Source organism: Enterobacter sp. DN (assembly GCF_046054285.1).
GTDB lineage: Bacteria > Pseudomonadota > Gammaproteobacteria > Enterobacterales > Enterobacteriaceae > Enterobacter > Enterobacter hormaechei_C.
In genome coordinates, this window is record NZ_JBJJTG010000004.1 from 369,700 (window position 1) to 391,813 (window position 22,114).

The window sequence follows — 22,114 nt, forward strand, 5'->3', positions numbered from 1 at the left end:
TATGTCTCAGGCTGCATTGAACACGCGCAACCGCGATGACGAAGAAGAATACTCCTCTTCGCGGCGGAGTAATGGAACGCGTCTTGCAGGGATCATCTTCCTGCTCGGGGTGCTGTGCACCGTGTTTATCAGCGGCTGGATGGTGCTGGGCTGGATGGAAGACGCGCAGCGGTTGCCGCTGTCGAAGCTGGTGGTGACCGGGGAGCGACACTACACGCGTAACGATGACATTCGCCAGTCGATTCTGGCGCTTGGGTCGCCTGGCACCTTTATGACGCAGGACGTCAACATTATCCAGAGTCAGATTGAACGTCTGCCGTGGATAAAACAGGCGAGTGTCAGAAAACAATGGCCTGATGAATTGAAGATTCATCTGGTTGAATATGTGCCGATTGCGCGTTGGAATGATCAGCATATGGTTGACGTAGACGGAAATTCGTTCAGCGTCCCGAGCGATCGTGTCAACAAGCAGAATTTACCGATGTTGTATGGCCCGGAAGGCAGCGAAAACGAAGTATTGCAGGGTTTTCGTGAGATGGGGCAGGTGCTGGCTAAGGATCGCTTTACGTTAAAAGATGCTGCGATGACGGCGCGCCGTTCCTGGCAGTTGACCCTAACGAATGGCATTAAGCTCAATCTTGGCCGCGGCGACACAATGAAACGTCTGGCGCGTTTTGTAGAACTTTACCCGGTTTTACAGCAGCAGGCGCAGACGGATGGCAAACGGATAAGCTACGTTGATTTGCGCTATGACTCAGGCGCAGCAGTCGGTTGGGAGCCGGCTCCGGTCGAGGAACCTAATCAGCAACAAAATCAGGCACAGGTACAGGCAGAACAACAATGATCAAGTCGACGGACAGAAAATTGGTAGTAGGACTGGAGATTGGCACCGCGAAGGTTGCCGCTTTGGTAGGGGAAGTTCTGCCCGACGGTATGGTCAATATCATTGGCGTGGGCAGCTGCCCCTCCCGTGGTATGGATAAAGGTGGGGTAAACGACCTTGAGTCGGTGGTGAAATGCGTTCAGCGCGCCATCGACCAGGCTGAATTGATGGCAGATTGCCAGATTTCCTCTGTCTATCTGGCCCTGTCTGGTAAGCACATCAGCTGCCAGAATGAAATCGGTATGGTGCCGATTTCTGAAGAAGAGGTGACGCAGGAAGACGTTGAGAACGTTGTCCACACGGCGAAATCCGTGCGTGTTCGCGACGAGCACCGTGTGCTGCATGTGATCCCGCAGGAATACGCGATCGACTACCAGGAAGGCATCAAGAATCCGGTCGGTCTGTCGGGCGTGCGTATGCAGGCAAAAGTGCACCTGATCACATGTCACAACGATATGGCGAAGAACATTGTAAAAGCCGTTGAACGTTGTGGCCTGAAAGTTGACCAACTCATTTTCGCCGGTCTTGCCGCGAGCTATTCCGTGCTGACCGAAGACGAACGTGAACTGGGCGTCTGTGTGGTCGATATTGGTGGTGGTACAATGGACATGGCCGTCTATACCGGCGGTGCGTTACGCCACACCAAAGTGATCCCGTACGCCGGGAATGTGGTGACCAGCGATATCGCTTACGCCTTTGGTACGCCACCGAGCGATGCAGAGGCGATTAAAGTGCGCCATGGTTGCGCGCTGGGCTCTATCGTCGGCAAAGACGAGAGCGTTGAAGTGCCGAGCGTAGGCGGGCGACCGCCGCGCAGCCTGCAACGCCAGACGCTGGCAGAGGTGATTGAGCCGCGTTATACCGAGCTGCTCAACCTGGTCAACGAAGAGATTTTGCAGTTACAGGAACAGCTTCGCCAGCAGGGTGTGAAACATCATCTCGCGGCGGGGATTGTATTAACCGGCGGGGCAGCGCAAATTGAAGGTCTTGCGGCCTGCGCTCAGCGCGTTTTCCATACGCAGGTGCGTATTGGTGCGCCGCTGAATATTACCGGTTTAACGGATTACGCTCAGGAGCCGTATTACTCAACGGCCGTGGGCCTGCTGCACTACGGGAAAGAATCCCATTTGAGTGGTGAAGCAGAAGTGGAAAAACGCGTCTCGGTGGGGTCTTGGGTCAAACGACTTAACACCTGGTTGCGAAAAGAGTTTTAATTTTTTTAAGAGACCGGAGAGAATTAGCGGTCTCGGGCGACAGGCACAACGGAGAGAGAGATTATGTTTGAACCTATGGAATTAACCAACGACGCGGTGATTAAAGTCATCGGCGTCGGTGGCGGCGGCGGTAATGCCGTAGAGCACATGGTGCGCGAGCGCATCGAAGGTGTTGAATTCTTCGCGGTGAACACCGATGCGCAGGCGCTGCGTAAAACGGCTGTTGGCCAGACGATTCAGATCGGTGGTGGCATCACCAAAGGTCTGGGAGCAGGGGCTAACCCGGAAGTGGGCCGCAACGCGGCAGAAGAAGATCGTGAAGCGCTGCGCGCTGCACTGGACGGTGCAGACATGGTCTTCATCGCAGCGGGTATGGGCGGCGGTACAGGTACCGGTGCAGCACCCGTTGTGGCGGAAGTCGCTAAAGATTTAGGTATTCTGACCGTTGCTGTCGTGACCAAGCCTTTCAACTTTGAAGGTAAGAAGCGTATGGCTTTCGCGGAGCAGGGTATCACCGAGCTGTCCAAGCACGTGGACTCTCTGATTACCATCCCGAACGACAAGCTGCTGAAAGTGCTGGGTCGCGGTATCTCTCTGCTGGACGCCTTTGGCGCGGCAAACGACGTGCTGAAAGGCGCGGTTCAGGGTATTGCTGAACTGATTACCCGTCCAGGTCTGATGAACGTTGACTTTGCAGACGTTCGCACCGTGATGTCCGAGATGGGCTACGCGATGATGGGCTCTGGCGTGGCGAGCGGCGAAGACCGTGCGGAAGAAGCCGCTGAAATGGCGATCTCTTCTCCACTGCTGGAAGATATCGATCTGTCTGGTGCGCGCGGCGTGCTGGTCAACATTACCGCTGGCTTTGACCTGCGTCTGGATGAGTTCGAAACTGTGGGTAACACCATCCGTGCGTTCGCCTCTGACAACGCGACCGTCGTTATCGGTACGTCCCTTGATCCGGAAATGAACGACGAACTGCGTGTGACCGTTGTGGCCACCGGTATCGGGATGGACAAGCGTCCTGAGATCACCCTGGTGACCAACAAACAGACTCAGCAGCCGGTTATGGATCGTTACCAGCAGCACGGTATGGCGCCTCTGACTCAGGAGCAAAAACCCGCTGCGAAAGTGGTGAACGACCCGACTCCACAAACGGCAAAAGAGCCAGATTATCTGGATATCCCGGCGTTCCTGCGTAAGCAAGCTGACTAAGAATTGGCTGGAATTTGGGGATTTGCGCTCTTTGTGCTAAACTGGCCCACCGTTAGTGATATACACTCTCGGTTGGATAGTTAATTTGGCGAGATTATACGATGATCAAACAAAGGACACTTAAACGTATCGTTCAGGCGACGGGCGTCGGTTTACATACCGGCAAGAAAGTCACACTGACGTTACGCCCTGCGCCGGCCAATACCGGGGTCATCTATCGTCGCACCGACTTGAATCCACCGGTAGATTTTCCGGCCGATGCCAAATCTGTGCGTGATACTATGCTCTGTACTTGTCTGGTGAACGAGCATGACGTGCGGATTTCTACCGTAGAGCACCTGAACGCCGCCCTGGCGGGTCTGGGTATCGACAACATTATGGTTGAAGTCGATGCGCCAGAAATCCCGATCATGGACGGGAGTGCTGCTCCGTTCGTTTATTTGTTGCTGGATGCCGGCATCGAAGAACTGAACTGCGCGAAGAAATTTGTTCGCATTAAAGAGACCGTTCGCGTCGAAGATGGCGACAAATGGGCTGAATTCAAACCGTACAATGGTTTCTCGTTGGACTTCACCATCGATTTTAACCATCCGGCGATTGACTCCAGCACCCAGCGCTATGCGATGAACTTCTCTGCGGATGCGTTCATGCGTCAGATCAGCCGAGCACGTACCTTCGGCTTTATGCGTGATATCGAATATCTGCAATCCCGCGGCCTGTGCCTGGGCGGCAGCTTCGATTGTGCCATCGTTGTTGACGATTATCGCGTACTGAACGAAGACGGCCTGCGTTTTGAAGATGAATTTGTTCGTCACAAAATGCTGGACGCGATCGGCGACCTCTTCATGTGTGGTCACAACATCATTGGTGCATTTACCGCGTTTAAATCCGGTCATGCACTGAACAACAAACTGTTGCAGGCCGTCCTGGCAAAACAGGAAGCCTGGGAATATGTGACCTTCGAAGACGAAGCTGAACTGCCGCTGGCGTTCAAAGCCCCGACTATGGTCCTGGCGTAACGGTTAAAGCCGTTTCGTAAGAAAAGCGACTGGTTCACCTGGTACTCTCTCCGACCAGGGAAGCCAGTCGTTTTTATTTCTGCCCTTCTTTAATTTGTCCCCCTCACCCCTGGCCTGTGTCGGGTGCCGAATAACGGTGTGTTCGCTGCATTATTGACCGTTTTTACCTGCTGCAAGGTGTCATTCCTGCTGCCGTGTATTGGCTTTAGTGGTAATATCTGGGCGCTAAAAAAGAATAACTGAACTCAGCCTGCACTGGCGGGCGAACGTGGTGGAGCAAGTGAGCGGAATACTGACGCGCTGGCGACAATTTGGCAGACGTTACTTCTGGCCGCATCTCTTATTGGGGATGGTCGCGGCGAGTTTCGGCTTGCCTGTGCTCAGCAACAGCGCAGACGCGGCCACGCCAGCACGTTCCACGACGACCAAACACGATCTCACCACACGGGTTAACTTCACTAATCTCGCATGGCTTGAAGCCAGCCGCCGTCCCAATTTCTCCGTTGATTACTGGCAGCAGCACGCGATTCGCACGGTTATCCGCCATCTGTCGTTCGCGATGGCGCCGCAGACGATGCCTGTTGCGGAAGAAACGCTGCCGGTTCAGGCTCAGCATCTTGCCCTGCTCGATACGCTTAATGCGCTTCTGACGCAGGACAACCAGCCGCCAGTGACCGTAAATCAGACGGCGCAAACGGATTTTGTTTCCCCTGCATCCTTCTCTGTTTCGACATGGATTAGCCAGGTTCACGGCATCCGTGCCGGGCCTCAACGCCTCAGCTAAATTAACCTTTTTCAATACCTTAATTTATCTGCCCGACTGGGGCGTTTGAGAATTTATTATGCTAATCAAATTGTTAACCAAAGTTTTTGGTAGTCGTAACGATCGTACCCTGCGCCGCATGCGCAAAGCTGTGAACGTCATCAACGGTATGGAACCGGCGATGGAGAAGCTCACTGATGATGAGCTGAAAGCGAAAACCGCGGAGTTCCGTGCGCGTCTGGAGAAAGGTGAAACCTTAGAAAGCCTGATCCCGGAAGCCTTCGCCGTTGTACGTGAGGCCAGTAAACGCGTGTTCGGCATGCGTCACTTCGACGTGCAGCTGCTGGGCGGGATGGTGCTCAACGAGCGCTGCATCGCGGAAATGCGTACCGGTGAAGGTAAAACCCTGACGGCAACGCTGCCGGCTTACCTGAATGCGCTGACGGGTAAGGGCGTTCACGTTGTTACCGTCAACGACTATCTGGCGCAGCGCGACGCCGAAAACAACCGTCCGCTGTTCGAATTCCTCGGCATGACCGTAGGCATTAACATGTCCGGCCTGCCGGCACCTGCCAAGCGTGAAGCCTATAACGCAGATATCACCTACGGCACCAACAACGAATACGGCTTCGACTACCTGCGCGACAACATGGCGTTCAGCCCGGAAGAGCGCGTCCAGCGTAAACTGCACTATGCGCTGGTGGATGAGGTTGACTCCATTCTGATCGATGAAGCGCGTACCCCGCTGATCATCTCCGGCCCGGCCGAAGACAGCTCCGAGATGTACCGTAAAGTCGACAAAATCATTCCTCACCTGCTGCGTCAGGAGAAAGAAGACTCCGATACCTTCCAGGGTGAAGGTCACTTCTCCGTGGATGAAAAAGCGCGTCAGGTCAACCTGACCGAACGCGGCCTGGTGAAAATCGAAGAGCTGCTGGTGGCTGAAGGCATTATGGAAGAGGGCGAGTCTCTGTACTCCCCGAGCAACATCATGCTGATGCACCACGTAACGGCCGCACTGCGCGCGCACGCCCTGTTCACCCGCGACGTTGACTACATCGTTAAAGACGGCGAAGTCATCATCGTCGATGAACACACCGGCCGTACCATGCAGGGACGTCGCTGGTCCGATGGCCTGCACCAGGCCGTGGAAGCGAAAGAAGGCGTGGATATTCAAAACGAAAACCAGACGCTGGCATCCATCACCTTTCAGAACTACTTCCGTCTGTACGAGAAGCTGGCGGGGATGACCGGTACCGCAGATACCGAAGCGTTTGAGTTCAGCTCCATCTATAAGCTGGATACCGTGGTAGTACCTACCAACCGTCCGATGATCCGTAAGGATATGCCGGACCTGGTATACATGACTGAAGCGGAAAAAATTCAGGCGATCATCGAAGATATTCGCGAACGTACCGCGAAGGGCCAGCCGGTACTGGTGGGGACCATCTCCATCGAGAAATCCGAAGTGGTATCTAACGAGCTGACTAAAGCGGGCATCAAACACAACGTTCTGAACGCCAAGTTCCACGCTAAAGAAGCAGATATCGTTGCGCAGGCGGGTTACCCGGCTGCCGTAACCATCGCCACCAACATGGCGGGTCGTGGTACCGATATTATGCTCGGCGGTAGCTGGCAGGCCGAAGTGGCGGAGCTGGAAAACCCAACCCCAGAGCAAATCGCGCAGATCAAAGCCGACTGGCAGGTGCGTCATGACGCGGTGCTGGCATCCGGTGGTCTGCACATCATTGGTACCGAGCGTCATGAATCTCGTCGTATCGATAACCAGCTGCGCGGTCGTGCAGGTCGTCAGGGTGATGCCGGTTCTTCCCGCTTCTATCTGTCTATGGAAGATGCGCTGATGCGTATTTTCGCCTCTGACCGTGTGTCCGGCATGATGCGTAAACTGGGCATGAAACCTGGCGAAGCGATCGAGCACCCGTGGGTTACCAAAGCGATTGCCAACGCCCAGCGTAAAGTAGAAAGCCGCAACTTCGATATTCGTAAGCAGCTGCTGGAATATGATGACGTTGCCAACGACCAGCGTCGTGCGATCTACACCCAGCGTAACGAACTGCTGGACGTGTCCGACGTGAGCGAAACCATCAACAGCATTCGCGAAGATGTGTTCAAAGCCACTATCGACGCGCACATTCCGCCGCAGTCTCTGGAAGAGATGTGGGATATCGAAGGTTTGCAGGAACGTCTGAAAAACGACTTCGATCTCGAACTGCCAATCAAAGAGTGGCTGGACAAAGAGCCTGAGCTGCACGAAGAGACCCTGCGCGAGCGTATCTACGAAACCGCGCTGGACGTCTACAAGCGTAAGGAAGAAGTGGTTGGCGCAGAGATGATGCGTCACTTCGAGAAAGGCGTAATGTTGCAGACCCTGGACTCCCTGTGGAAAGAGCATCTGGCGGCAATGGACTACCTGCGTCAGGGTATCCACCTGCGTGGTTATGCGCAGAAAGATCCGAAGCAGGAGTACAAGCGTGAATCCTTCTCCATGTTTGCTGCCATGCTGGAGTCGCTGAAGTATGAAGTCATCAGCACCCTGAGCAAAGTTCAGGTGCGTATGCCGGAAGAAGTGGAAGCGATGGAGCAGCAGCGTCGTGAAGAAGCTGAGCGTCTGGCACAGATGCAGCAGCTGAGCCATCAGACCGATGAGAGCGAAGCCGCAGCGGCAATCGCAGCGCAGACGGGCGATCGTAAAGTCGGTCGTAACGATCCGTGCCCATGCGGTTCCGGCAAAAAATACAAGGCGTGCCACGGCCGTCTGAGTTAAGAACATAACAAACTGAAAAGGCGCAGATATCTGCGCCTTTTTTATGGAAGTGACATGATGAAAACACTGCAAATTGCTGTCGGGATCATTCGCAACCCGCAAAATCAGATCTTCATTACCCAACGTGCCGCCGATGCGCACATGGCCAACAAATGGGAATTCCCCGGCGGAAAAATCGAATCAGGTGAAACGCCGGAGCAGGCGCTGGTGCGTGAGCTTCAGGAAGAGGTGGGGATCACCCCGCTTGGCGCAACGCTGTTCGATAAGCTGGAGTACCAGTTTCCGGATCGTCACATCACGCTGTGGTTCTGGCTGGTTGAAAACTGGGAAGGTGAGCCGTGGGGAAAAGAGGGGCAGCCGGGTAACTGGATTGAGCTTCAGGCCAGCGATGCGGAAAAATTCCCGCCTGCCAATGAGCCTGTGATCCTCCGGCTGGCCGCACAACCGTAGGCCTGCTAAGCGACGCGCCAGCAGGCTTTGAACGTTACTGCTGGTTTTCGCTCCAGTCATCGCTATCCGAGAGATCGCCTTCGCTCGGAATGCGTTTCTCTTCCGCCGCCCATTCGCCCAGGTCTATAAGCTGACAGCGCTTACAGCAGAATGGGCGAAATGGACTTACGTCTCCCCAGACGACAGTTTTCCCACAGGTTGGGCAGTTTACGGTGGTTACGTCAGACATTGGCACTCCTTAACAACAGGCCAGTTCAAAATCGAGGCGTTCCGGCACGGTGCCATGTTCACTGTCCAGCGGCATAAAGCGGATCGCGAAACGGCTTTTATGTCCGGAAATTTGCGGGTAAAGCTGCTCGCCAAGAGACAGGTTCAGGCGCAGAAGATCGGCGTCGTCGCCGTTATCCTGATAGAAACCGTTGAGACTGGTTTGTTTGCGGAACGGGGCAGAGTTACGCACAAGATCGAGGATCAGGGATAACGTCTGATTCATCGGCTCCAGGCTGCCCAGCCAGCTGTTCACCTGGCGATCGCGCTGTTCCTGCGGCATGTGCAGCCACATATGCAGCGTTGGCAGGTCAAAGCTACAGCATCCGCCCGGTATGCTCAGGCGCTGGCGCACCAGCGCAATCAGACGATCCTCTCGTAAAAACTGGCCAACGCGCGGCGCGGCCATCAGGGTCGTGCTGCTGTTTTTCAGCTGCTTGCGTAAAGCGTCAATTCGACTTTGATCCACGCCCGGTACTTCGGCCCAGGCCTGTAATTTACGCTGCTGGCGCTCCAGCTCTTTCAACAGCTCAGTGCGGACGTCGCCGCGTTCAATCACATCCAGCAGATCGCCCACGTTGCGGAAAAAATGCAGCGCCGTGGCGTGATCGTTGACAGGCAGATGTTGTGAAAGCTGTTGAATAAGAAATTCTATGCGTAGCCAGGTACGCATTTTTTCGTTAAGCGGGTGCTCAAAAAGGATATGAGTCGACATTATGGTTTTTCCTGTGCAACGGCCTGCGCGGCGAAGGTCAGATACTGCGCGTGCAGACGAGCAACATCCGATGCAATGGCATCTGGTGCGCCGTTATTATCAATAACATCATCCGCAATGGCGAGGCGCGCTTCGCGCGTGGCCTGTGCGGCAAGAATTTGTTCAGCATGCTCGCGAGAAACATTGTCACGCGCCATGGTTCTCTGGATTTGCGTTTCGCGGGAAACGTCAATCACCAGCGTTCTGTCTGCTTTATTTTGAAGCTGATTTTCCACCAGTAACGGGACCACCCACAACACATAGGGCGAAAGGGCTGCGGCAATCTGACGCTGAGTTTCCTGGTGGATAATGGGGTGGAGCAGGGCATTAAGCCAGGCTTTTTCCGCTGGATCGGAAAATATGCACTCACGCAGCTGCCGACGATTCAGGGTGCCGTCAGCCTGTATCACACGGCGACCAAAATGCGCTTCGATGGCGTTTAAGGCGGGTGTATTGGGTTCTACCACCTGACGGGCAATGATATCGGCGTCGATAATCGTGATGCCGAGACGAGCAAACGCGTGCGCAACGGTGCTTTTACCACTACCGATGCCGCCGGTTAATGCGACGATATACCCCATTAAATCAGATCCTGGGAATTATTCAGTTTTAAAATCAGTTGCTTAAAATTCAAACTTACAACAGCCAATGTTTAGCTCTCTTTACCCGCTTTTTACCAGGTAAATTTATAGGATTGTAGCGTAAAAAAAGAGAATTTCGCAGTCTTGCGGAGCAGGTATTAGTGCGTATGATAGCGTCACTGGAGTTGTGCTTTTAATATATTTGCCTCTAACCCCAGGAATCCGCACATGCGTATCGAAGAAGATCTGAAGTTAGGTTTCAAAGACGTTCTTATCCGCCCTAAACGCTCTACACTGAAAAGTCGCTCAGACGTTGAACTCGAACGTCAATTCACCTTTAAGCATTCCGGTCAGACGTGGTCTGGCGTGCCGATTATCGCGGCCAACATGGACACCGTCGGAACCTTCGAGATGGCGACCGCACTGGCGCAATTCGACATCCTTACTGCGGTACACAAACACTACAGCGCTGAAGAGTGGGATGCGTTTGTCGCCTCCGCCTCGGCTGACGTGGTGAAGCATGTGATGGTCTCGACCGGTACCTCTGATGCAGATTTCGAGAAAACCAAACAGATCCTGAACGCCAATCCAGCGCTGAATTTTGTCTGCATTGACGTGGCAAATGGTTATTCCGAGCATTTCGTTCAGTTCGTCAGCAAGGCACGTGAGGCCTGGCCAACCAAAACCATCATCGCGGGCAACGTGGTGACCGGTGAAATGTGTGAAGAGCTGATCCTCTCCGGGGCCGACATTGTAAAAGTTGGCATTGGCCCGGGGTCCGTTTGCACCACGCGCGTGAAAACCGGTGTGGGTTATCCGCAGCTGTCTGCGGTAATTGAATGCGCTGACGCTGCGCACGGTCTGGGCGGCCAGATCATCAGCGACGGTGGCTGCACCATGCCAGGCGATGTCGCGAAAGCCTTCGGCGGCGGCGCGGATTTCGTGATGCTCGGCGGCATGCTGGCTGGCCACGAAGAGAGCGGCGGTACCGTGGTAGAAGAGAACGGCGAGAAATTCATGCTGTTCTACGGAATGAGCTCTGAATCCGCGATGACCCGTCACGTGGGCGGTGTCGCGAAATACCGTGCGGCGGAAGGCAAAACCGTTAAGCTGCCACTGCGTGGTCCGGTCGAAAACACGGCGCGCGATATCCTCGGCGGTCTGCGTTCTGCCTGCACCTACGTTGGTGCTTCCCGCCTGAAAGAGCTGACGAAACGCACGACGTTTATCCGCGTTCAGGAGCAGGAAAACCGCGTATTCAATAGCCTCTGACGGCTACGGCTGGCGCGCGTCCGTGCGCCAGCGTTACCCCGCGCTCATTGCATCCCCCAGATGGAAAATCGGCAAATACATTGCCACCACCAGCGTGCCAATAATCAGACCCGTCACGACCAGTAGCAAAGGCTCAAGAAGCGCCGCCAGATTGTCTGCCTGCTGAAATGTCTGTTCCGTATGGTGGCGGGCCAGACTCATCAGCATCACATCCAGTGAACCCGACACTTCTCCGGTGCGAATGAGCTGAATACACAGTGGCGTAAAAACAGAGGCCTTCTGGAAGGAGGACCACACGGGCATCCCCTGTTCGATATCGCTGCGTATCTCACGGAGTTTCTCCTGCCAGTAGCCCCTCTCAACGGTCTCCTCCACACTCTCCAGTCCTTGTAAAAAGGCAATTCCGGCCTGCTGGGTTAATGACAGCACGGTAAAAATCTGCCCCAGTTTTTGCCCGCGCGTCAGCGTGCCCATCACCGGTACGTGTAACAAGACATACTGCCAGCGTGGATGCCGCCGCAGCTTACAGGCGATGACAACCATTGCCACGAGCAGGGTCAAAAGGGTGAGGATATGCGCCTGAACCAAGGCCGCCAGCCCCATGACTGCCTGCGTGAGCAAAGGGAGCGGGGTGTTGAACGTTTTGTAGATTGCAGCAAACTCAGGCAAAACCAGCGTGACCATCGCCAGCACCACGAAAACGGCCAGCGTCAGGATGATCAGCGGATAGCGCAGCGCTTTCTTCACCTTCGCACTGAGCTGCTGCTGGGATTTTTGTTGCTGCGCAAGCTGACGGCAGCAGGCTTCGAGCTTACCCGTCAGCTCACCCGTCTTCACCATTGAGACATAAAGAGGGCTAAAGACCTCTGGCCATTTCTTCATGGCCTCTGACAGGGCGCAACCTTCGCTCAGGTCATCAGCAAGACTGTGCAGCAAGGCCTGCCAGTGCTGCAAAGGGTGCTGTTCCGCCAGCATGTGCAGGCTTTGGGACAGCGTGAGCCCGGCCTGTAGCAGCGTGGCGAGCTGGCGAAAAATATCGTAGCAGTGCTGCACTTGCCATCGCTGGCGCTGCTGACAGCGTTTTAGCGCCAGCGGGTGCAGTTGTTTAAGCACCAGAGCCGTGTAAGCTGCGTCACGGTCGATGGCCCAGAGGGTGCCGGTTTGCACCTCCCCCTCGGTGTTCAGGGCACGCCAGCGCCAGAGCGAATTAGCAGCCATCGGGCATTCCCAGGACGCGCAACAGCTCTTCGAGCGTGGTCAGCCCTTGCTCTACGGCCATGCAGCCATGCTCAAACAAAGAGGTCATTCCCGCCTGACGAGCGCTGGACCCAATCACCTCCGTGCTTGCTCCGCTGGCGATGGCCTGCCGCAGCGTGTCGTCGATGACGAGCACTTCAAAAATGGCTACGCGACCATAAAAACCGTGGTAGCAGCGATCGCAGCCGGTGGGTTGCCAGCGAGGAAGCGGCCGGGGCCACAGCGTGCGGGGTAATTCGGTGTGGCGGCTGGCTTCCTGTCGGCAGTACGGACATAAACGGCGCACCAGTCGCTGGGCAATCACCATCGAGAGCGCCGAAGAGATCATCCAGCGCGCGACGCCCATCTGTTGCAGCCGTACCAGCGTTTCAGTCGTCGAATTAGTATGGAGGGTGGACAGCACCAGATGCCCGGTTTGCGCCGCCTTAATGGCAATTTCTGCAGTTTCGCCGTCACGAATTTCACCCACCATAATGATGTCAGGATCCTGCCTGAGCAGGGCACGCAGCACGCTCTGAAAGGTCAGCCCCGCGCGCGGATTAATCTGCGTCTGGTTTAAGCCTGCAAGCGGGATTTCAACGGGATCTTCCACGCTGCAAATATTGACGTCAGGGGTATTTCGCGCCTGTAACGCGCTGTACAGCGTCACCGTTTTCCCGCTACCGGTCGGGCCGGTGACCAGAATCAACCCCTGAGGGCTGTTAAGCGCCCCGGCAAAACGGGCCTGCTGGTCTGCGCTCATCCCCAGCTGTTCAAGCTCCAGTGCCTGCTGTACCTGGTGAAGCAGACGAAGCACGATTTTTTCTCCACCACTACAGGGAAGGGTTGCGATACGAAAAGAGACGGGGACGCTTGCCAGCTCCACCGTAAACTGGCCGTCCTGCGGTAGGCGGCGCTCCGCAATATCCAGTTGACCCAGCACCTTCAGGCGTGCGGCAAGCGTCGTCCCGAGGGCGGCAGAGATCGGCAGTTGCGGGTAGAGAACACCGTCGATTCGCAAACGGATCTGGTAGCCGTGCTCCGTCGGTTCAATATGGATGTCAGAAGCCCGCTGGTTTACTGCCTGCAGCAAGGTTGTACTGAGCACGTCAGCGGCTGAGTTTGGCGCTATGCCCGGCAGGTGTGATGATGAGACGGACTGAAGCCGTTTTTCCATCCGTTCTGCCGTCCAGCACTCAATATCAATACGCTTCTGCGTGGCGAAGCGTAACGCTTCCATCAGCTCAGAGGCAGGATTACCCACCACCGCAATGCTGATCATATCGGTGTCGCTTGCGAGTAGTAGTGCGTGATGGCGCTGACAGAGCGTCATTAGCTGTTCGGTATTCATTGTCCACTCCTGTCAGTTGTTGTCGAAGCGGAAAACATCTTCACAGGCTTGTCTGAGCGCCGTGTCGGACGCAATTTTGCAGTCACGCGTCCAGCCCGTCATACCGTTACCGTCGCTCCAGATCGGTGTCATGAGCACTTCAAGTCCGTTAAGGCTTTCCTGCCCTGTTAACGATACGGCCCCCTTTGCCACGCTCATCGCTGAAACGTAACGTGTGGTTGTCGGGGAGGGGATGCCATTGGTGCCTGCGTCGCAGCTATCCACACCACCACGATCCAGGGCGCAAAGCTCAATGGCGGTGCGGTAGGGGAGGAACGTTTGCAGCATATCGGTGAGCGCGGCTTTTCGCAGGTAGTTCTGATAAGCCGGAACGCCAATCGCGCTCAGGATGGCAATAATGCCAATGACCACCATTAGCTCAATCAGGGTAAATCCTTGTTGTCTGTTCATGTCTGCTCCTTACGTTAAGTGGCGCTACTGTGGCAGTGCCAGCATGCAGAAACGAGGGACAAAAGCGTGAACGTGAAGGGGCTTTCAGGGAAATGATTCAGTGTTGCAGAGAAGGACAGCGTAATTGCGAGCGGTTTCGTATTTCCCCTCTCCGGGCGGAGAGGGGAGGCTAATTTATTTGAAGCGCATCGAGAGGTCGAGGGCACGGACGTGCTTGGTCAGGGCGCCAACGGAGATGTAATCGACGCCGGTTTCAGCAAATTCGCGGATGGTGTCGAACGTCACGTTGCCGGACACTTCAAGCTGCGCCTGGCCGTTTGTGCGTTTGACCGCTTCACGCATCTGCTCCGTGTCGAAGTTATCGAGCATGATGATGTCAGCCCCCGCTTTAATGGCCTCGTCCAGCTCCTCCAGCGTTTCCACTTCCACTTCGACCGGCACATCCGGATGCAGCCAGAAGGCTTTTTCCACGGCCTGACGCACCGAGCCAGAGGCAATAATGTGGTTCTCTTTGATCAGGAAGGCATCGGATAGCCCCAGACGATGGTTGGCGCCGCCACCGCAGAGTACCGCGTATTTCAGCGCGGTCCGCAGGCCCGGCAGGGTTTTACGGGTATCCAGCAGCTGCGTGCGGGTGCCTGCCAGCAGGTCAACGTAGCGGCGTACTTCACTGGCAACGCCAGAGAGCGTTTGCACAAAATTGAGCGCGGTGCGTTCGCCGGTCAGCAAGACGCGGGACGGGCCGTCCAGCTCGAACAGTGGCTGATTCGCCGTGACCGCATCACCGTCTTCAACGTGCCATGTTACCTGCACCTCGTCGCCTGCCAGCTGGGTAAAGACCTCCTCAACCCAGCGTTTTCCGCAGAAGACTCCCGCTTCGCGGGTGATGATCACCGCATGCGAGCGCGTCTCTTTTGGCAACAATTGGGCGGTAATATCGTTATCGGCGCTGACGTCGCCGCCGAGATCTTCTTTCAGGGCATGGGCAACGCTTGCCGGGATATCACTATTAATACGTTCCAGAAGCGCGTCACGTCGGTGGTCGGGGTTATAGCGGCGAGGCGGCATGATAAAACTCCAAATTGGTAACGAATCATAATATTGAAACATGCTACTCTGAACCGAGTAACAGCACCATAGATAAGGAGTTCCAGCATGTTGTTAGAAAACGGATGGCTGGTGGACGCGCGGCATGTACCGTCGCCGCACCACGACTGCCGCCCGGAGGATGAAAAGCCCACACTGCTGGTGGTTCACAATATTAGTCTCCCGCCGGGTGAGTTTGGCGGTCCGTGGATCGATGCGTTATTCACTGGAACGATAGATCCCGATGCCCACCCCTTCTTTGCTGAGATTGCGCATCTGCGCGTATCGGCGCACTGTCTGATCCGTCGTGATGGCGAAGTGGTTCAGTATGTTCCTTTTGATAAGCGAGCCTGGCATGCTGGCGTGTCGATGTATCAGGGGCGCGAGCGGTGCAATGATTTCTCCATTGGAATTGAACTGGAAGGAACGGACACCACGCCTTACACCGATGCGCAATATGAGAAACTGGTTGCTGTAACGCAAACGTTAATCGGGTGCTATCCCGCCATTGCAGACAATATTACAGGGCACAGCGACATCGCCCCCGAAAGAAAAACCGACCCCGGCCCGGCGTTTGACTGGTCCCGGTTTCACGCCATGCTTACCACGTCGTCAGATAAGGAGATAACATGACGTTGTTTACCATGCTGCTGGTTATGATCGCTGAACGCCTGTTTAAGCTCGGCGAGCACTGGCATCTGGATCATCGGCTGGAGGTGTTATTCCGCCGCATCAGGCATTTTTCCATGCTGCGCACGCTGCTAATGGCGGCAGGCGTGATGGCGATTACGTTCCTGTTGCTGCGCTCGCTTTACGGCCTCTTTTTCAACGTGCCGCTGCTGGTGGTGTGGATCCTGCTCGGCGTGCTGTGTATTGGCGCGGGCAAGGTGCGTTTGCACTATCACGCGTATCTGAAAGCCGCTTCCCGGGATGATGCCCACGCGCGCGGCGCGATGGCGAGCGAGTTGACGATGATCCACGGCGTACCGCCGGATTGCGATGAACGCGAGTTTCTGCGGGAGCTGCAAAACGCGCTGCTGTGGATCAACTTCCGTTACTACCTGGCGCCGCTGTTCTGGTTCGTGGTGGGCGGACCCTGGGGGCCGGTACTGCTGATGGGTTATGCGTTCCTGCGCGCCTGGCAGACCTGGCTTGCCCGCTATCTTACGCCGCATGAACGTCTACAGTCCGGCATTGATGCCATCCTGCACGTGCTCGACTGGCTTCCGGTGCGTCTGGTAGGCGTGGTCTATGCCCTCATCGGTCACGGTGAAAAGGCGCTGCCCGCGTGGTTTGTCTCCCTTGCAGACCGCCATACCTCGCAGTATCAGGTTTTAACCCGACTGGCACAGTTCTCGCTGGCGCGTGAGCCGCACACGGATAAAGTCGCAACGCCAAAAGCTGCCGTCTCGATGGCGAAGAAAACATCCTTTGTGGTGGTGGTGATTGTGGCGCTGCTAACGATTTACGGCACGCTGGTCTGAGCCAGCGCGCCGAAGCCGTTACGGCGTATCCGCGGGCGGGATGCCGAAGTCAGGCATCCCGTTTTCGTTCCAGCGGACGAGTTTCAGGCGAGTATGGCGATTGGGATCGTAAAGCGGATCGCCTTCAATTTCAGTGTAGTTTCGCGCGTGGTAGACCAGCACATCTTCGCCTTCCGGCGTCTGCGTAAAGCTGTTATGGCCTGGCCCATACTGACGGTTTTCGTAGCTGGTGACGAACACCGGGCGCGGGGATTTATGCCAGTTAGCCGGGTTTTGCGGATCGGCATTCAGGTCTGCCCACAGTAATCCCATGCAGTAGTTCTCGTCGGTGGCGCTGGCGGAATAGCTGATAAACAGCTTATCGCCATGGAACAGCACCGCCGGGCCTTCGTTGACCCAGAACCCACGGCACTCCCAGTCATATTCCGGTTTACTGAGCATCACCGGCTCGCCTTTCAGCGTCCACGGATTTTCCATTTCACACAGGTAAAGATTGGAGTTACCGGAAATGTCCGGGGCTTTTTGCGCCCACAGATACCAGCGTTTACCCTGATGAACAAAGGTGGTGGCATCCAGCGCGAAGGTGTCAAACGGGGTTTTGATTTGCCCTTTTTCCACCCACGTACCGGTGAGCGGATCGCGATCTGCACATTCAATGGCGAACATGCGATGCTGGAACATCCCGAGCTGATCGAGCGCCTGGGTATGCGTGGCGGCAAAATAGATGTACCACCTGCCGTCGATATGATGCAGCTCCGGCGCCCAGATCAGCTGGCTCATCGGGCCGGTGTCGGGCTTGCGCCAGACAACCACCTCTTCGGCATCGCGTAAACCTTCCAGCGAGTCCGCGCGGCGGATCGCCAGCCGATCGTACTCTGGTACGGAGGCGATAAAGTAATATTGCCCATCGTGACGCAGGATATACGGGTCGGCGCGTTGTTCAATAAACGGGTTTGGCCAGGTTTGCATTCGGCTTTCCTTATTTAGTCTCAGCGGCTTTGAGTTCCTGATAATCGTTCAGCTCGCGATAGTTGGTGCGACGCTTTTCCAGATCGGACTGGATCTGCTTCATGGTCTCACGGTCCACTTTCAGCAGACGTACTACGCCCGCGGTAATTAAGTATCCAATGCCGGGAATGATGGTAAACAGCAGCACGATCCCGTTGATGGCATCCGCGCTCTGCGCTTTTGCGCCCGCGTCGTAGCCGTACCAGGAGAGCAGGAAGCCGACCATTGCCCCGGCAATCGCCAGACCCAGCTTCAGGAAGAAGATGTTGCCGGAGAAGCTGATCCCGGTGATGCGTTTCCCGGTTTTCCATTCACCGTAGTCGTCCACGTCGGCCATCAGCGACCAGTGCAGCGGTGACGGGATCTGGTGCAGGATGTTCAGCAGGACGTAGAGCACGACAATGGTTGTCGTCGCTTTCGGGTCGAAGAAGTAAAAGGCGCAGGAGAAAATCGCCAGCACGATGTTGGTCCAGAAGAAGACCTTCAGCTTACACCAGCGGTCGGTCAGCACTTTCGCCAGCATACTGCCGAACATCATGCCGACCACGCCCAGGCTGATAAACAGCGTGGCGAAATGGGTGCTTTGCCCCATGACCCAGGTGACGTAATACATGGTGGCCGCCATGCGGATAAAGCCAGGGCAGACGTTGCACAGGGTTAACAGCAGGATCCGCACCCACTGGTCATTCTTCCACACGTCTTTCAGGTCGTTTTTCAGTTCGTCATGGGTTTGCACTGCCGGACGCACGCGCTCCCGCACGGTGGCGAAGCAGAACAGGAACATACAGGTTCCAATCAGCGCCAGCACGGTCATTGCCATCTGGTAGCCTTTGGCTTTGTCATCTCCCCCGAACCAGTCGGCCATCGGCAGGAGCGTTAGCGACAGCAGCAGCGTGGCGATACCAACCATAACAAAACGGTAGGACTGGCAGGCAACGCGCTCTTTCGGGTCGTTGGTGATCACTCCGCCCAGCGAGCAGTAGGGAATGTTGATAGCCGTGTAGGTCAGCGACAGCAGGAAATAGGTGACAAACGCATAGATAACTTTGCTGTTATAGCTCCAGTCAGGCGTGGTAAACATCAGGATGCTGAACAGCGCGTAGGGGAAGGCAATCCACAGCAGCCATGGACGAAACCGGCCATATTTGCTGCGGGTACGGTCGGCAATCGCGCCCATAATTGGGTCCGTGACGGCATCAATGACGCGTACGGACAGGAGTAAAACGCCAACCAGTGCAGGAGCCAGACCAAAAATATCCGTATAAAAGTAGTTAACAAATAACATGATGGCGCCAAAGATAATGTTGCATCCGGCGTCACCCATGCCATAGCCGATCTTTTCTTTTACTGACAGTTTGTTGTTATTCATCGACAGCTCTCCGGGTTTCGGTATGGAGAGAATTATTCGCTGGCAAACGAATATATGCGTTGCAATATAAAGGCGGTGATATGGAGGATTTTGCTGTGGGCGCGAATTTGTGAGGAAGGTAACAAGACGCTGTACCCGCAACCGCGAGTACAGCGAGAAAACACTTAGTGCGCTTTCACCGTTTTGGCATTTTTCTGTTTCACCATATAACCCACGCCGAGGATCGCAATCCAGACCGGGATCAGGTAGACGGAAATCGCCATGCCTGGGGTGATGAGCATGATGACCAGCACAGCTGCCATGAACAGCAGGCAAACCCAGTTCCCCAGCGGATAGAGCAGGGCAGGGAAGCGCGTGGTTACGCCCTGCTGGTGCTTGGCGCGGCGGAACTTGATGTGCGCGAGGCTAATCATCGCCCAGTTAATCACCAGCGCGGAAACCACCAGCGCCATCAGCAGACCGAAGGCAGATTCCGGTGCCAGGTAGTTAATCAGGACGCACAGCGCCGTCACGACCGCCGACACGATGATGGTATTAACCGGTACGCCACGCTTATCAACGGTAAGCAGCGCTTTCGGTGCGTTGCCCTGTTGCGCCAGGCCGAACAGCATACGGCTGTTGCAGTAAACGCAGCTGTTATAAACGGAGAGCGCGGCGGTCAGCACCACGACGTTGAGCGCGTTCGCCACGAAGGTGTCGCCCAGCTCGTGGAAGATGAGCACAAACGGGCTGGTATCCGCCGTCACGCGCGTCCATGGCAGCAGGGAGAGCAGGACCGCCAGGGAGCCCACATAGAAGATCAGAATACGGTAGATAACCTGGTTAGTGGCTTTCGGGATGCTCTGCTCCGGGTTGTCGGCTTCCGCGGCGGTGATGCCCACCAGCTCCAGCCCGCCGAAGGAGAACATAATGATCGCCATCATCATCACAAGACCGGTCATGCCGTGCGGCAGGAACCCGCCTTGCTCCCAAAGGTTGCGCACGGTGGCCTGCGGACCGCCGTTGCCGCTGAACAGCAGCCAGCCGCCGAAGATGATCATCGCTACAACGGCAATCACTTTGATGATGGCAAACCAGAACTCCATCTCACCAAACACTTTTACGTTGGTCAGGTTAATGGCATTGATAATGACGAAGAAGGCCGCCGCAGACGCCCAGGTGGGGATCTCCGGGTACCAGAACTGAATGTATTTCCCAACGGCGGTCAGCTCGGCCATGGCAACCAGAACGTACAGAACCCAGTAGTTCCACCCCGAGGCGAAACCTGCGAAGCTGCCCCAGTATTTATAGGCGAAGTGGCTGAATGAGCCTGCGACCGGCTCCTCAACAACCATTTCACCTAACTGGCGCATAATCAGAAATGCAATAAAACCCGCAATCGCGTACCCCAGAATAATGCCCGGACCGGCCGACTGGATAACCGATGCACTGCCCAGAAACAGGCCAGTACCAATAGCACCGCCCAGGGCGATGAGCTGTATATGGCGGTTTTTAAGGCCGCGCTTTAGCTGATCGCCATGCTGTTGAGCTTCCATTTGAAACCTCGTGTGTGGTTGTTATGTTCACGCTGTGCGTGTGTAATTATGAAAGTCCATATTATGTATTTATTTCTTTACGGTTAACAATACCGAAAAAAGCGGAGATGGCTTCCGTTAGCGCAAGAATAGTGGTAAGCGCCAGCGAATGCACCTGCTTTATGAAGGGATGATGACGACTTGAATAAAAAGAAACCAATTGTAAATCGGTACGTTAACCCCTCATACCCCAACCTATAGAATAGAAATGCGTCAGAAGAGGGCGAATTTTCATTTTTTGCCTTGTTGAATCGCTTCAGATTGCAAAAACCCTCGTTTCATTATGGTTAAAACTGCCTCTTTGGTAGTAACCATTTCATTTGTGCAAAGTTACATTCCTGAAACGTTAGTTCTGTAAGGTTGTTAAAATGTGCAGGGTTTACTGATTTCAATCAAAACCAATATGGACAGAAGGTGAATACTTTGTTACTTTAGCGATACGAACATGAAATTGGTAAGACCAATTGACTCCGGGCAAAAAGGCGTAAGACAGGGAATATGGCCTACAGCAAAATTCGCCAACCAAAACTTTCTGATGTGATTGAGCAGCAGCTGGAGTTTTTAATTCTCGAAGGGACACTGCGCCCGGGCGAGAAGCTCCCGCCAGAACGCGAGCTGGCAAAACAGTTCGACGTTTCACGCCCCTCTCTGCGTGAGGCGATTCAACGTCTCGAAGCAAAGGGCCTGTTGCTCCGTCGCCAGGGTGGCGGAACCTTTGTGCAAAACAGCCTGTGGCAGAGCTTCAGCGACCCGCTGGTAGAACTTCTCTCTGACCACCCAGAATCCCAGTTTGATCTGCTTGAGACCCGTCACGCGCTGGAAGGTATCGCGGCCTATTACGCCGCCCTTCGCAGCACTGATGAAGACCGCGTACGTATTCGCGAGCTGCATCAGGCCATTGAACGGGCACAGCAGTCCGGCGATTTAGACGCCGAGTCCAATGCCGTCGTCCAGTATCAAATTGCCGTCACCGAAGCGGCGCACAACGTGGTGCTCCTCCATCTGCTACGCTGCATGGAGCCGATGCTGGCCCAGAACGTTCGTCAGAATTTTGAATTGTTGTATGCCCGTCGGGAGATGCTCCCGCTGGTAAGCAACCATCGCACCCGAGTATTCGAGGCGATAATGGCCGGGGAACCGGAGCAGGCGCGCGAAGCGTCGCACCGCCATCTGGCTTTCATTGAGGAAATCTTGCTGGACCGCAGCCGTGAACAATCGCGTCGCGAACGTTCATTACGCCGCATACAGCAACGAAAGGATTAAGCGCCAGGTACTTTTAGAGCGCGGCAACTAAACGCAGAACCTGTCTTATTGTGTTTTCTGGCGAAAATACAATGGGACAGGTTCCAGACA

21 protein-coding genes are annotated in these 22,114 nt (G+C 55.3%); 11 read left to right on the plus strand and 10 right to left on the minus strand.

The features are described 5' to 3' along the window. Position 1 precedes the first annotated feature (1 nt). The 7 genes from ftsQ to mutT all read left to right on the plus strand — a co-directional run bounded on the left by ftsQ (position 2) and on the right by mutT (position 8,329). Positions 2 to 844: a cell division protein FtsQ gene (gene ftsQ / locus ACJTMZ_RS12625; RefSeq protein ID WP_003856342.1), complete on the plus strand. Its 843-nt coding sequence runs from the start codon at positions 2 to 4 to the stop codon at positions 842 to 844. Then, on the plus strand, positions 841 to 2,097 hold the full coding sequence (gene ftsA, locus ACJTMZ_RS12630; RefSeq protein ID WP_003856340.1) for a cell division protein FtsA: 1,257 nt from the start codon (positions 841 to 843) through the stop codon (positions 2,095 to 2,097). The genes ftsQ and ftsA overlap by 4 nt, the downstream gene beginning before the upstream one ends. Before the next feature lie 63 nt (positions 2,098 to 2,160). After that, positions 2,161 to 3,312: a cell division protein FtsZ gene (ftsZ, locus tag ACJTMZ_RS12635; protein ID WP_003856338.1), complete on the plus strand. Its 1,152-nt coding sequence runs from the start codon at positions 2,161 to 2,163 to the stop codon at positions 3,310 to 3,312. Between the two features lie 101 nt (positions 3,313 to 3,413). After that, positions 3,414 to 4,331 carry a UDP-3-O-acyl-N-acetylglucosamine deacetylase gene (gene lpxC, locus ACJTMZ_RS12640; RefSeq protein ID WP_003856337.1) on the plus strand — a complete coding sequence of 306 codons (918 nt, stop codon included), beginning with the start codon at positions 3,414 to 3,416 and terminating at the stop codon, positions 4,329 to 4,331. Positions 4,332 to 4,611: 280 nt separating this feature from the next. After that, positions 4,612 to 5,115: a secA translation cis-regulator SecM gene (gene secM, locus ACJTMZ_RS12645; protein WP_032103219.1), complete on the plus strand. Its 504-nt coding sequence runs from the start codon at positions 4,612 to 4,614 to the stop codon at positions 5,113 to 5,115. Between the two features lie 58 nt (positions 5,116 to 5,173). After that, the gene (gene secA, locus ACJTMZ_RS12650) at positions 5,174 to 7,879 is read left to right on the plus strand and encodes a preprotein translocase subunit SecA (RefSeq protein WP_015572673.1); all 2,706 of its coding nucleotides are present in this window, start codon (positions 5,174 to 5,176) and stop codon (positions 7,877 to 7,879) included. 57 nt (positions 7,880 to 7,936) lie between these two features. Further along, positions 7,937 to 8,329 (plus strand): 8-oxo-dGTP diphosphatase MutT, encoded by a 393-nt coding sequence (gene mutT, locus ACJTMZ_RS12655; protein ID WP_026080649.1) that lies wholly within the window; start codon positions 7,937 to 7,939, stop codon positions 8,327 to 8,329. A gap of 34 nt (positions 8,330 to 8,363) precedes the next feature. On the opposite strand, the gene yacG is transcribed toward mutT, so the two are convergent. Genes yacG through coaE form a run of 3 tightly spaced genes read right to left on the minus strand, consistent with a single transcriptional unit; the run spans position 8,364 to position 9,931 of the window. Continuing rightward, positions 8,364 to 8,558 (minus strand): DNA gyrase inhibitor YacG, encoded by a 195-nt coding sequence (gene yacG / locus ACJTMZ_RS12660; protein ID WP_015572675.1) that lies wholly within the window; start codon positions 8,556 to 8,558, stop codon positions 8,364 to 8,366. Positions 8,559 to 8,567: 9 nt separating this feature from the next. Then, a complete protein-coding gene (gene zapD, locus ACJTMZ_RS12665; protein ID WP_017383779.1) occupies positions 8,568 to 9,311 on the minus strand; it encodes a cell division protein ZapD in 744 nt (247 codons plus the stop codon). Beyond that, a complete protein-coding gene (gene coaE / locus ACJTMZ_RS12670; protein WP_017383778.1) occupies positions 9,311 to 9,931 on the minus strand; it encodes a dephospho-CoA kinase in 621 nt (206 codons plus the stop codon). The genes zapD and coaE overlap by 1 nt, the downstream gene beginning before the upstream one ends. A 228-nt stretch (positions 9,932 to 10,159) precedes the next feature. On the opposite strand from coaE, the gene ACJTMZ_RS12675 reads away from it, so the two are divergent. Further along, positions 10,160 to 11,203 (plus strand): GMP reductase, encoded by a 1,044-nt coding sequence (locus ACJTMZ_RS12675; protein WP_017383777.1) that lies wholly within the window; start codon positions 10,160 to 10,162, stop codon positions 11,201 to 11,203. Between the two features lie 33 nt (positions 11,204 to 11,236). Here ACJTMZ_RS12675 and hofC read toward each other — a convergent pair whose 3' ends face one another. The 4 genes from hofC to nadC all read right to left on the minus strand — a co-directional run bounded on the left by hofC (position 11,237) and on the right by nadC (position 15,308). Continuing rightward, positions 11,237 to 12,421 carry a protein transport protein HofC gene (gene hofC, locus ACJTMZ_RS12680; RefSeq protein ID WP_252010804.1) on the minus strand — a complete coding sequence of 395 codons (1,185 nt, stop codon included), beginning with the start codon at positions 12,419 to 12,421 and terminating at the stop codon, positions 11,237 to 11,239. Beyond that, positions 12,411 to 13,790 carry a type II secretion system protein GspE gene (gspE, locus tag ACJTMZ_RS12685; RefSeq protein ID WP_149604232.1) on the minus strand — a complete coding sequence of 460 codons (1,380 nt, stop codon included), beginning with the start codon at positions 13,788 to 13,790 and terminating at the stop codon, positions 12,411 to 12,413. The genes hofC and gspE overlap by 11 nt, the downstream gene beginning before the upstream one ends. Before the next feature lie 12 nt (positions 13,791 to 13,802). Then, positions 13,803 to 14,240: a prepilin peptidase-dependent pilin gene (gene ppdD / locus ACJTMZ_RS12690; protein ID WP_252010805.1), complete on the minus strand. Its 438-nt coding sequence runs from the start codon at positions 14,238 to 14,240 to the stop codon at positions 13,803 to 13,805. Between the two features lie 174 nt (positions 14,241 to 14,414). Next, the gene (nadC, locus tag ACJTMZ_RS12695) at positions 14,415 to 15,308 is read right to left on the minus strand and encodes a carboxylating nicotinate-nucleotide diphosphorylase (RefSeq protein ID WP_015572681.1); all 894 of its coding nucleotides are present in this window, start codon (positions 15,306 to 15,308) and stop codon (positions 14,415 to 14,417) included. An 87-nt stretch (positions 15,309 to 15,395) separates the two neighbouring features. Between nadC and ampD the strand changes: the two genes are divergently transcribed. Both ampD and ampE read left to right on the plus strand, forming a co-directional pair. Continuing rightward, the gene (ampD, locus tag ACJTMZ_RS12700) at positions 15,396 to 15,959 is read left to right on the plus strand and encodes a 1,6-anhydro-N-acetylmuramyl-L-alanine amidase AmpD (protein WP_252010806.1); all 564 of its coding nucleotides are present in this window, start codon (positions 15,396 to 15,398) and stop codon (positions 15,957 to 15,959) included. After that, positions 15,956 to 16,810, plus strand: coding sequence for a beta-lactamase regulator AmpE (gene ampE, locus ACJTMZ_RS12705; RefSeq protein WP_003856320.1), 855 nt, complete (start codon positions 15,956 to 15,958; stop codon positions 16,808 to 16,810). Before ampD ends, ampE begins: the two co-directional genes overlap by 4 nt. Positions 16,811 to 16,828: 18 nt before the next feature. Here the strand turns inward: ampE and ACJTMZ_RS12710 are convergent, their stop codons facing one another. The 3 genes from ACJTMZ_RS12710 to aroP form a co-directional block, all read right to left on the minus strand. Continuing rightward, positions 16,829 to 17,779 carry a family 43 glycosylhydrolase gene (locus ACJTMZ_RS12710; protein WP_045330130.1) on the minus strand — a complete coding sequence of 317 codons (951 nt, stop codon included), beginning with the start codon at positions 17,777 to 17,779 and terminating at the stop codon, positions 16,829 to 16,831. Between the two features lie 10 nt (positions 17,780 to 17,789). Further along, complete coding sequence (locus ACJTMZ_RS12715; protein ID WP_045616138.1) at positions 17,790 to 19,187, minus strand: glycoside-pentoside-hexuronide (GPH):cation symporter; 1,398 nt, start codon at positions 19,185 to 19,187, stop codon at positions 17,790 to 17,792. A gap of 164 nt (positions 19,188 to 19,351) precedes the next feature. Beyond that, positions 19,352 to 20,722 carry an aromatic amino acid transporter AroP gene (gene aroP, locus ACJTMZ_RS12720; RefSeq protein ID WP_015572685.1) on the minus strand — a complete coding sequence of 457 codons (1,371 nt, stop codon included), beginning with the start codon at positions 20,720 to 20,722 and terminating at the stop codon, positions 19,352 to 19,354. 537 nt (positions 20,723 to 21,259) lie between these two features. On the opposite strand from aroP, the gene pdhR reads away from it, so the two are divergent. After that, on the plus strand, positions 21,260 to 22,024 hold the full coding sequence (gene pdhR / locus ACJTMZ_RS12725) for a pyruvate dehydrogenase complex transcriptional repressor PdhR (protein ID WP_015572686.1): 765 nt from the start codon (positions 21,260 to 21,262) through the stop codon (positions 22,022 to 22,024). The last annotated feature ends 90 nt before the right edge of the window (positions 22,025 to 22,114 follow it).